Origin of the sequence: Mycobacterium asiaticum DSM 44297 (assembly GCF_000613245.1) — a bacterium.
GTDB lineage: Bacteria > Actinomycetota > Actinomycetes > Mycobacteriales > Mycobacteriaceae > Mycobacterium > Mycobacterium asiaticum.
Genome location: NZ_HG964936.1, coordinates 809,406 through 818,902, shown reverse-complemented (window position 1 = coordinate 818,902; position 9,497 = coordinate 809,406). Strand labels below are relative to the sequence as shown.

The following is a 9,497-nucleotide window of genomic DNA, read 5'->3' as shown; positions in this document are numbered from 1 at the left end:
GACCGATGCGCGGTCGGGATTCCCGACGGGACCGGCTGGCGCATGCTCTCCGGCGACGAAACCGGTTGGCTCCTAGGCGATTACATACTGTCCCAACCGGTCGCGCAGCCACGGACGGTGGCCAGCACGGTGGTGTCCTCTCGGATGCTCGCCGCGATCGCCGCACACCACGGCGCCACGCACGTCGAAGCGCTGACCGGCTTCAAGTGGCTGGCCCGCGCCGACGCGGACCAGCCGGGGACGCTGGTCTACGCCTACGAGGAGGCGATCGGTCACTGCGTCGACCCCCCCGCCGTGCGCGACAAGGACGGCATCAGCGCCGCCGTGTTGTGCTGCGATCTGGTGGCATCGCTGCGGGGCCGCCCGGTGTCCGCAGTGCTGGACGATCTCGCCTGCCGGCACGGCGTGCACGAGGTGGCCGCGGTCCCACGCCGCGTCGCCGATATCGACGAGGCTGTGGCGTTGATGCGCCGCCTCCGCGAAACCCCACCGGACCGCCTAGCCGGCTTCGCTATCACCGTCACCGACATCACCGACGCGCTGATCTTTACCGGCGGTGACGACGACACCTCGGTACGGGTGGTGGTGCGACCGTCGGGCACGGAGCCAAAGCTGAAGTGCTACTTGGAGGTTCGCTGCGCACCGACCCCCGACCTGGAGCCGGCGCGGCAGCGCGCCCGGGGCCGGCGCGACGAACTCGTCGCGGCAATCAACCGGTGGTGAGTCAGCGCGGCCCGAACTGACGGTCCCCGGCGTCGCCGAGGCCCGGCACGATGTAGGCGATCTCGTTGAGCCCGTCGTCGACGGCCGCGGTGAACAATCGCGCATTGGGAGCCACCTTCTGGACCGCCGCGATGCCTTCCGGCGCCGCGACCACACACAGCATGGTGATGTCGGTGGCTCCGCGCTCCTGCAGCAGCCCGACGGTGTGGGTCATGGACCCGCCGGTGGCCAGCATCGGGTCGAGGACCATGACCGGCAGGCCGTCAAGGTCGTCGGGCAGCGAGGCGAGGTAGGGCACCGGCCGCGCGGTCTCCTCGTCGCGCGCCACGCCGACGAAGCCCACGTGCGCTTCGGGCAGCACGGCATGCGCCTCGTAGACCATGCCCAACCCGGCCCGCAGCACGGGCACCAGCAGCGGCGGCTTGGCCAGCCGCGACCCTGTGGTCGGTGCGAGCGGCGTGCGAATCGGTACCGGTGCGCAGGGGGCGTCGCGGGTGGCCTCGTAGACCAGCATCAGCGTCAGCTCCCGCAGCGCGGCCCTGAAGCCGGCGTTGTCGGTGCGTTCGTCGCGCAGCGCGGTCAGCCGGGCCGCCGCCAGCGGATGGTCAATGACGCGCACCTCCACGGGGCGACCCTATATAACAATCGGGTGCAGGCCTGCTGACTCGGGCATTTTGGTCCGTCCCCGGCGTCCGGCCCACTCATATACTCCCGGCATGCGGGGCCTCCAACAGCACTTGACCTGGGTTTTTGCCGTCCTGTCGGCTCTCAGCGCAACAGTCCTGACCGGCCATCGGGTGGTGCTGTCCGCGGCGACTCTGCCCAGCTACGCCCACGTGGTGATCGTGGTCGAGGAGAACCGGTCGCAGGCCAACATCATCGGCAACAAGCAGGCGCCGTTCATCAACGCGCTGGCCGCGGGCGGCGCAATGATGGCCCAGTCGTTCGCCGAGACCCATCCCAGCGAACCGAACTACCTGGCGCTGTTCGCCGGCAGCACCTTCGGGGTGACCAAGGACACCTGCCCGGTGAACGCCGGCGCCGCGCCCAATCTGGCTTCGGAACTGCTGGCGTCGGGCCGCACCTTCGCCGGCTTCTCCGAGGACCTGCCCGCGGTTGGTTCCACGGTGTGCAGCGCGGGCAAATACGGCCGCAAGCACGTGCCGTGGGTCAACTTCAGCAATGTCCCACCGACGGTGTCGGTGCCGTTCTCCATGTTCCCCGCGCCCGGCAACTACGCGAGCCTACCGACGGTGTCGTTCGTGATTCCCAACAACGACAACAACATGCACGACGGGTCGATCGCCCAGGGCGACTCCTGGTTGAACCGGCAGATGACGCCGTACGCCAACTGGGCGAAGGCCAACAACAGCCTGTTGATCGTGACCTGGGACGAGGACGATGGCGGCCCCCGCAACCAGATCCCGACGGTGTTCTATGGGGCGCACGTCGCGCCGGGCACCTACAACGACACGATCAACCACTACAACGTGCTTTCCACGCTCGAGGAGATCTACGGGCTCCCGAAAACGGGTTACGCGGCAAATGCTCCTGCCATCACGAGTATTTGGGGCGGATAAGCGCCAACGGGCCGGGTCGCTATTGTGTGCCGCATGGCTGCTGACCTCGTGCCCATCCGCCTGAGTCTGTCCGAAGGTGACCGCTACACACTGTGGGCGCCGCGCTGGCGCGACTCCGGGGACGAGTGGGAAGCGTTCCTGGGCAACGACGACGACCTGTACGTTTTCGAGAGCGTCGCCGACCTGGTGGCGTTCGTGCGCGGCGGCAGCGAGAACGATCTGGTCGACCATCCAGCGTGGAGTGAAGTCACCGAGGCGCACGCGCACAAGCTGAACCCAGCCGAGGACAAGCATTTCGATCTGGTCGCGGTCGAGGAGCTGGTGGCTGAGAAGCCGACCGAGGAGTCGGTGAACGCGTTGGCCGCGACGCTGGCGATCGTCTCGTCCATCGGGTCGGTGTGCGAGCTGCCGCCGATATCGAAGTTCTTCAACGGCAATCCCCTGCTGGGTACCGTTTCTGGGGGCATCGACCACTTCAGCGGCAAGGCCGGCCAGAAGCGCTGGAATGCGATCGCCGAGATCATCGCGCGCAGCTGGGACGACGTGCTCGAGGCCGTCGACGAGATCACCACGATCCCCGAGGTCGAAGAGAAGCTGGCCGCGAAGGCCGCCGAAGAACTCGAGGAGGAAATCGAGGAAGAGGAGGCCGCCGCCGAGGTCGAAGAGACCGACGAGGACGCCGGTGAGTCGGCAGCATCCGACGAATCAGACGAAGCCGACGAGTCCGACCCTGACGACGCCGAAGAGTCCGACGACGAAGCCGACGACGAATCCGAGGATGACCGCGCCGAGGGCGACACCGTCGTGCTGGGCAGCGACGAGGACTTCTGGCTGCAGGTGGGGATCGACCCGATCAGGATCATGACGGGATCGGGCACGTTCTACACACTGCGCTGCTATCTGGACGACCGGCCCATCTTCCTGGGCCGCAACGGCCGGATCAGCGTGTTCACCTCGGAGCGGGCGCTGGCCCGCTACCTGGCCGACGAGCATGACCACGACCTGTCCGACCTGGCCACGTACGACGACATCCGTACCGCCGCCACCGACGGTTCCCTCAACGTCGACATCACCGACGAGAACGTCTACGTGCTGAGCGGGCTGGCCGATGACTTCGCCGACGGGCCGGAGGCGGTGGACCGCGAGCAGCTCGAGCTTGCGGTCGAGTTGCTGCGTGACATCGGCGACTACTCGGAGGAGACCACTGTCGACAAGGCGCTGGACCCGGGCAAGCCGCTGGGCAAGCTGATCGCATACGTGCTGGACCCCGACTCGGTGAGCAAGCCCGCCGGGCCGTATGCGTCCGCGGTGCGGGCGTGGGAGAAGCTCGAAGCGTTCGTGGACGGGCGGCTGCGCCGGGAGTAGCGCCGGTTAGTCTCGGGCTGGCGTCAGTCTCGGCACGGCTGGGTCGCGACCCCCCTTGGTCCTTGCCTGGGTGGGCAAGCCATTGTTCAGTGACGGTATGTCCGCTGTGTTCGCCGTGCCGGAGCTGATCGCCGCCGCGGCCGACAAATTGGTGGCCATCGGTTCGACGCTCAACGGCGCCGCCCCAATCCAAGCCGTGCCGCCCGCGGCTGCCGACGAGGTGTCGCAGAACATCGCGCAACTGTTCTCACAACACGCGCAGGACTATCAAAAGGTCGCTGGCCAGGCTGCCGCTTACAGCCAGCAGTTCGTGCAGCATTTGAGCGCGGCCGCGCGCGCGTATGCCGGCGCCGACATTGCCAACGCATCGGTGTTGGGGACGGCGGCCGTCGGCCTCCCGTCATTCGATTCCCTGATCGATACCGTGACGACGCTGTTTTTCCAGGTCGCCGCGGCGGCGTATTACCTGCTGTTCCCGATTCTGTTGCCGCCGATTTTTCTCGCGCTGGCTCTCTGGCTGCCGCTGGCGTTCTTGGGTTCGGTTTTCCCGCTCTAGGAGCAGTCTGATCTTTGCGGCCACCGACAGTGTCGCTGCGAGGCGGGCAAAGATTGTGCCGTTCCTCGCGAGGCGTTCGCTGGGCTCACCCCGCCACATCGGCGGCGCAGGCCGCAAGAATCTCGTCCCAGTCCTCGATGTTGAAATGCCCCTTGCCTGTCGCCCAATGCAGGTCCACTCCGGGAATCGCGCGCTCGAGGTAATCGCCCATCGCCCGCGGAATGAAGGAGTCGCGATCGCCCTGCCAAATATGCGTGGGCACCGCCACGTCGCCGACCTCGAAACCCCACGGCCGGTACTCGAGAAACGATTCGTAGGCCGCCCCCCGACCGCCCTGCCGGAACGCCTCGAGCTGCATCGCGCGAAAGTGCATCAGGAAACGCTCGTCACGCATGTGCGCCCGGTCGACGTCCGGCAGGGAGGCCGTCACCGACCGGCAGAACAGATCGGGCAGATACCGGGCGCACCAACCGAGCGGCGCAAAGGCGGCGTCGAATGTCCAGTGACCGCTGCGGGCCAGCCGCGTGTAGAGGGCGTCTGCCTTGTTGAGGTCGCGCACAATCTCCCGGGTGGCCAGCGGACCCCAGGGCCCCAGGGCGCCGATGAACCGCAGCCGGGCCGGCGGGATGAACGCCCCGCAGGCAAACAGATGCGGTCCGGCGCCCGAGTGACCGACGACGCCGAATTCGCCCAGCCCGAGGCCGTCAGCCAGCGCACACACGTCGGTCGGCCAATCGCGGAAGCTGCGGCCGCGCTGGAATGTCGAGCGACCGTAGCCCGGTCGATCGACCGCGATCAGCCGCAATCCCCGGCGCTTGCCGGCATCGTCGGCGAAAGCGCACTCGAGCCTCGAGCTCGGCGTGCCGTGAAAGTAGAACGCGGGGTAACCGGTGGGATCGCCCCACTCCAGGTAAGCCAGCGCACGCCCGTCGGGAAGCCGGAACGTCGCCGAGTCGGTGCGGATCTGATCGGGCAGCATCAGCGGCCCGTTTCCAGAAACGCCCGCCCCCGCGGCGACAGCCGGTAGCCGACGTCCAGGCTGATGGTCAGTCCGAGCTCTTTGAGCCGACGCACCCGGCGCTTGAACCGCGGCACGTCCAGGCCTTCCCCGGCGGCCAGGTCCGGGGCGCGCACCGCCTCGTTGCCGGCGACCAGCCGCAGGTAGCGCCGGGTCCACGGCCCGGATTCGCTCGCGGCGTCCAGCCGGTCGAGGCGCGCCGCGATGCGGTCCAGGTCGGCGGGCGACAGCGTGTCGTCGGCGGCCAATGCGGGTCGCTCATCGGCGCCGACGAACGACACCGAGATCAGGTAGGTGTGCGCCGCCGGGCGGCGGTCCAAATCCGCCTGCGCGGCCCCGGCGTCGGGATACCCGGCGGCACGCGCCTGCCGCGCGGTGACCCGGTAGTCGGCGGGACGTTCCTCCACGTCGTCGATGCGCACGGTGCCCGCCATGGTCCGTTGCGTGCCGCCCGCCTTGGCGCGTGGGACGTCCCACCGCCGCAGCACCAAACTGACTTCGCCGCGGGCAATGCCTTCGGCCGTTGCGCGGTTCAGCAGCACATTGGCGATGCTATGCGGCGCTAGCCCGCAACAGTGGGGACCGAGCTGAACAGCTGCACGATGGTGGGGAGCGCGTAGCCAACTGCGGCGAGAAACAGCAGGAACGGTGGTCCGACGAAAAGGGCCAAGAGGATGCCGAGCAACGGCGCGGTTATCTCCTCGAGCGTGGTGGGAATCGTGAATCCCAGCACATCCACGGCGGCGCTGCCCACACTCGCCGCGGCTGGCTGCAGCAGCGCGGCGTTGCCGGCCTCGGCGCTGGCGTAGGCGCCCGCCCCGGCGGTCAAGTGCCGCACGAACTGGTCATGGAATGCAGCGGCCTGCCCGGCCGCTTGCTGATATTGCTCGGCCTCCCGGGAAAACAGCTGCGCGATACCCGCCGAGACCTCGTCGGCGGCCGCAGGCTGGATGGTGAGGGTGGGTCCCGCCGCTTCGATGTGCGCGGCGTCAAGAGTCGAACCCACGGTCGCCAATTCCGTTGCCGCCGCCTTGATCAGCTCCGGCGTCGCCATCACCTTCGACATGCCCGATACGATCCCCCATTTGGTCGAACAGCGGGTCAGGATTCGCCGGATTTGGTTGAGCCGGATTACCACCACCGGCGGTTCATCGCGCGGGACATGCACGAATCGTCCAAGAACGAGTGACGCCTCGTGCGGGGTACCCGCTCGGGTGAACGGTCGCGGCGGGTCGATGTTTCTGGGTTGCGGGTCAGGTACTTCACTTCGTGCTCCTCGGGATAGAACGGGACGATTCGACTGTGCCCCGTTCGCCCCCGACAACCATCGGTAGGAACGCGTAATTCCCGGGGACCGGGCGCGTACGCGGCACCGCCGTCGAAAGCGGGCGTACGTGCTTTCGCTGACGGTCAGCCGATCAGCACCGCGTACCGCGGCTTGATCACGTCGTCGATGATCTCGAGCCGTTCGTCGAACGCAATGAACGCCGACTTCATGGCGTTGATCGTGAAGCGCTCCAGATCACTCCACCCGTAGCCGAAGGCTTCCGACAGCCGGCTCATCTCCTGGCTCATGGTCGTATCGCTCATCAGTCGGTTGTCGGTGTTCACCGTCACCCGGAACCGGCTGCGGGCCAACAGGTCGAACGGATGCTCGGCAATGCTGTTCACGGCGCCGGTCTGCACATTCGAGCTCGGGCACAGTTCCAGGGGAATTCGCTTGTCCCGCAATATCGCCGCCAATCTGCCCAGGGAAACCTTGCCATCCGGACCGACGGTGATGTCGTCGACGATGCGCACCCCGTGCCCGAGCCGGTCAGCGCCGCAGAACGCGATCGCCTCGTGGATGGACGGCAGCCCGAAGGCCTCGCCGGCGTGAATTGTGAAGCGTGCGTTGTGGTCTCGCATGTACTCAAAGGCGTCCAGATGCCTGGTCGGCGGGTAGCCGGCTTCGGCGCCGGCGATGTCGAAACCGACCACGCCCTTGTCGCGGAACCGGATTGCCAACTCCGCGATCTCCCGCGACATGGCGGCGTGCCGCATCGCGGTCACCAGACAGCGGACCTTGATCGGACGGCCGTCGGCGGCACACGCCTTCTCACCGGCGGCGAAACCGGCCAACACCGCGTCGAGGACCTCGTCGAACGACAACCCGCGGTTGATGTGCAACTCGGGCGCGAAGCGGATCTCGGCGTACACCACCGAGTCGGCGGCCAGGTCCTCCACACATTCGTGCGCGACGCGGTACAGCGCGTCGGGTGTCTGCATGACCGCGACGGTGTGCGAGAACGGCTCGAGATAGCGCTCCAGCGAACCGCTGTGCGACCGGGTGCGAAACCACGCCGCCAGCGCATCGACATCGGTGGCCGGCAGGCCGTCGTAGCCGATCTCCCCGGCGATCTCCAGCACGGTGGCCGGGCGCAGCCCACCGTCGAGGTGATCGTGCAGCAGCGCCTTGGGCGCTTGCTTGATCCTGTCCAGACTCAGGCTCATCGCGTGATCCGATCGATAATCAGGGGCCGCCGCGGCGGCGGGTCGGCCACCACGCTGAAGGCGCCGTCCAACTCGGCCATCGCCGGCGGCAGGCGGTCCGGGGTGTCGGTGTAAAGGGTGAAAAGCGCCTCGCCGGCGACCACCGGCTCACCGCGGCGGCGGTGGATCCGCACCCCCGCGCCGTGCTGCACCCGCGCGCCCGGCCGGGATCTGCCCGCACCGAGCCGCCAGGCCGCCAACCCAACTGCCATCGCGTCGATGTCGCCCATTGTGCCGCCCCGAGCGGCGGTCACGGTTTCCGAATGCCGACCAATTGGCAACGGTTTCGCCAAATCACCACCTTGGGCGGCCACCAGCCGGCGGAACCGGTCCATCGCGGAGCCGTCGCGCAAGGTCTCGGCGGGGTCGCGTCCGTCGATCCCGGCCAGGTCGAGCATCTCGGTGGCCAACCGCACGGTCAGCTCCACCACGTCGGGTGGCCCGCCGCCGGCGAGCACCTCGAGGGATTCCTCCACCTCGAGCGAGTTGCCGACCGTGGCGCCCAGCGGCGCCTCCATGTCGGTGAGCAGGGCACGGGTGGGCACCCCGTGTGCGATGCCCAGCTCGACCATGGTGTGCGCCAGGTCCCGGGACTCCGCCTCCGAGTTCATGAAAGCCCCTGACCCGACCTTCACGTCCAGCACCAGCGCCGCCGCGCCCTCGGCCAGCTTCTTGCTCATCACCGAACTTGCGACCAGCGGCAGCGATTCGACGGTCCCGGTGACATCGCGCAGCGCGTAGAGCTTGGCGTCGGCGGGCGCCAGTTCGCCGGCGGCGAAGATGGCGGCCCCGATGTCCCGCAACTGCTCACGCACTCGGTGGTTGGACAGCTCCGCGGAGAAGCCGGCGATGGATTCCAGCTTGTCCAGGGTGCCGCCGGTGTGGCCGAGCCCGCGACCGGCGGCCTGCGGCACCGCCGCCCCGCAGGCGGTCACGACCGGCACCAACGGCAGCGTAATCTTGTCGCCCACACCGCCGGTGGAGTGTTTGTCCACAGTCGCCAGACCCAGATCGGTGAAGTCCAGCCGCGGCCCCGAGGCCAGCATCGCCGCGGTCCAGCGGGCGATCTCCTTGCGGTCCATGCCGCGCAGGAAGATCGCCATCAGCAACGCCGACATCTGCTCGGGAGCGACGCGGCCGTCGGTGTAGGCCTCGATCACCCAGTCGATGGCGGCATCCGAGAGCCGGCCACCGTCCCGTTTGCACCGGATGACCGTGGGCGCATCGAATACGGTGCCCGTCAACGGCTTACCCGCGCAATATCGTCGGGACCGAAGGGGTAGGGCAGCAACTCGGCGAGTCGGCGGGGGCCGTCCGGATGGTCGATCAGTAACTCCGGTCCGCCGTGTTCGAGCAGCAGCTGACGGCATCGTCCGCAGGGCATCAGCAACGAACCGACTCCGTCAACACAAGCCAGCGCGAGCAACCGACCGCCGCCACCGGAATGCAGCGCACACACCACCGCACATTCCGCACAGAGACCAAGGCCATATGAGACATTCTCCACATTGCATCCGGCGATAATGCGGCCGTCGTCGACCAAAGCGGCCGCACCCACCGGAAACCTCGAATACGGTGCGTACGCGCGAGATGCAGCCTGAATTGCATTGTCGCGCAATAACTTCCAATTCACTTCCGGCATTTGGTAACCCCGCTCGCCGTTGGGCAAAATTGAGCAAGCCCACCCTAACCTGTGCTACGACACACAATTCGGATGGGACTG

Annotated in this window: 10 protein-coding genes and 1 pseudogene; 4 read left to right on the top strand and 7 right to left on the bottom strand. The window is 67.7% G+C overall.

Annotated features, from left to right (window positions below; translation table 11 throughout):
• Positions 1-723: pseudogene (locus tag BN972_RS30130) on the top strand (phospho-sugar mutase); the annotation flags it as partial.
• 1 nt (position 724) lies between these two features.
• On the opposite strand, the gene upp reads toward BN972_RS30130, so the two are convergent.
• A complete protein-coding gene (upp, locus tag BN972_RS03900; protein ID WP_036353087.1) occupies positions 725-1,348 on the bottom strand; it encodes a uracil phosphoribosyltransferase in 624 nt (207 codons plus the stop codon).
• A 91-nt stretch (positions 1,349-1,439) separates the two neighbouring features.
• On the opposite strand from upp, the gene BN972_RS03895 reads away from it, so the two are divergent.
• The 3 genes from BN972_RS03895 (at position 1,440) to BN972_RS28040 (ending at position 4,224) form a co-directional block, all read left to right on the top strand.
• Positions 1,440-2,303 (top strand): alkaline phosphatase family protein, encoded by an 864-nt coding sequence (locus tag BN972_RS03895; RefSeq protein WP_051545022.1) that lies wholly within the window; start codon positions 1,440-1,442, stop codon positions 2,301-2,303.
• A 33-nt stretch (positions 2,304-2,336) separates the two neighbouring features.
• Positions 2,337-3,668: a protein export chaperone SatS gene (gene satS / locus BN972_RS03890; protein WP_036353085.1), complete on the top strand. Its 1,332-nt coding sequence runs from the start codon at positions 2,337-2,339 to the stop codon at positions 3,666-3,668.
• A 115-nt stretch (positions 3,669-3,783) separates the two neighbouring features.
• Positions 3,784-4,224 (top strand): PE family protein, encoded by a 441-nt coding sequence (locus BN972_RS28040; protein WP_235192360.1) that lies wholly within the window; start codon positions 3,784-3,786, stop codon positions 4,222-4,224.
• Between the two features lie 85 nt (positions 4,225-4,309).
• Here the strand turns inward: BN972_RS28040 and BN972_RS03880 are convergent, their stop codons facing one another.
• The 6 genes from BN972_RS03880 to BN972_RS03855 all read right to left on the bottom strand — a co-directional run bounded on the left by BN972_RS03880 (position 4,310) and on the right by BN972_RS03855 (position 9,416).
• The gene (locus tag BN972_RS03880; protein WP_036353082.1) at positions 4,310-5,203 is read right to left on the bottom strand and encodes an alpha/beta fold hydrolase; all 894 of its coding nucleotides are present in this window, start codon (positions 5,201-5,203) and stop codon (positions 4,310-4,312) included.
• Positions 5,203-5,784: a hypothetical protein gene (locus tag BN972_RS03875; RefSeq protein WP_036353080.1), complete on the bottom strand. Its 582-nt coding sequence runs from the start codon at positions 5,782-5,784 to the stop codon at positions 5,203-5,205. The genes BN972_RS03880 and BN972_RS03875 overlap by 1 nt, the downstream gene beginning before the upstream one ends.
• A gap of 20 nt (positions 5,785-5,804) precedes the next feature.
• Positions 5,805-6,308, bottom strand: a complete 504-nt coding sequence (locus tag BN972_RS03870) for a PE family protein (RefSeq protein ID WP_099051047.1) — start codon at positions 6,306-6,308, stop codon at positions 5,805-5,807.
• Positions 6,309-6,652: 344 nt separating this feature from the next.
• Positions 6,653-7,735 (bottom strand): adenosine deaminase, encoded by a 1,083-nt coding sequence (locus BN972_RS03865; RefSeq protein ID WP_036353077.1) that lies wholly within the window; start codon positions 7,733-7,735, stop codon positions 6,653-6,655.
• Positions 7,732-9,018, bottom strand: a complete 1,287-nt coding sequence (locus tag BN972_RS03860; protein WP_036353074.1) for a thymidine phosphorylase — start codon at positions 9,016-9,018, stop codon at positions 7,732-7,734. The genes BN972_RS03865 and BN972_RS03860 overlap by 4 nt, the downstream gene beginning before the upstream one ends.
• Positions 9,015-9,416: a cytidine deaminase gene (locus BN972_RS03855; protein ID WP_036353073.1), complete on the bottom strand. Its 402-nt coding sequence runs from the start codon at positions 9,414-9,416 to the stop codon at positions 9,015-9,017. The genes BN972_RS03860 and BN972_RS03855 overlap by 4 nt, the downstream gene beginning before the upstream one ends.
• Between the last annotated feature and the right edge of the window lie 81 nt (positions 9,417-9,497).

Excerpts from the sequence above, each read along its gene's own strand:
- BN972_RS03895 (WP_051545022.1), top strand. The coding sequence starts at position 1,440 with ATGCGGGGCCTCCAACAGCACTTGACCTGGGTTTTTGCCGTCCTGTCG.
- BN972_RS03870 (WP_099051047.1), bottom strand. The coding sequence starts at position 6,308 with ATGTCGAAGGTGATGGCGACGCCGGAGCTGATCAAGGCGGCGGCAACG.
- BN972_RS03865 (WP_036353077.1), bottom strand. The coding sequence starts at position 7,735 with ATGAGCCTGAGTCTGGACAGGATCAAGCAAGCGCCCAAGGCGCTGCTG.
- satS (WP_036353085.1), top strand. The coding sequence starts at position 2,337 with ATGGCTGCTGACCTCGTGCCCATCCGCCTGAGTCTGTCCGAAGGTGAC.
- BN972_RS03880 (WP_036353082.1), bottom strand. The coding sequence starts at position 5,203 with ATGCTGCCCGATCAGATCCGCACCGACTCGGCGACGTTCCGGCTTCCC.
- BN972_RS03855 (WP_036353073.1), bottom strand. The coding sequence starts at position 9,416 with ATGCCGGAAGTGAATTGGAAGTTATTGCGCGACAATGCAATTCAGGCT.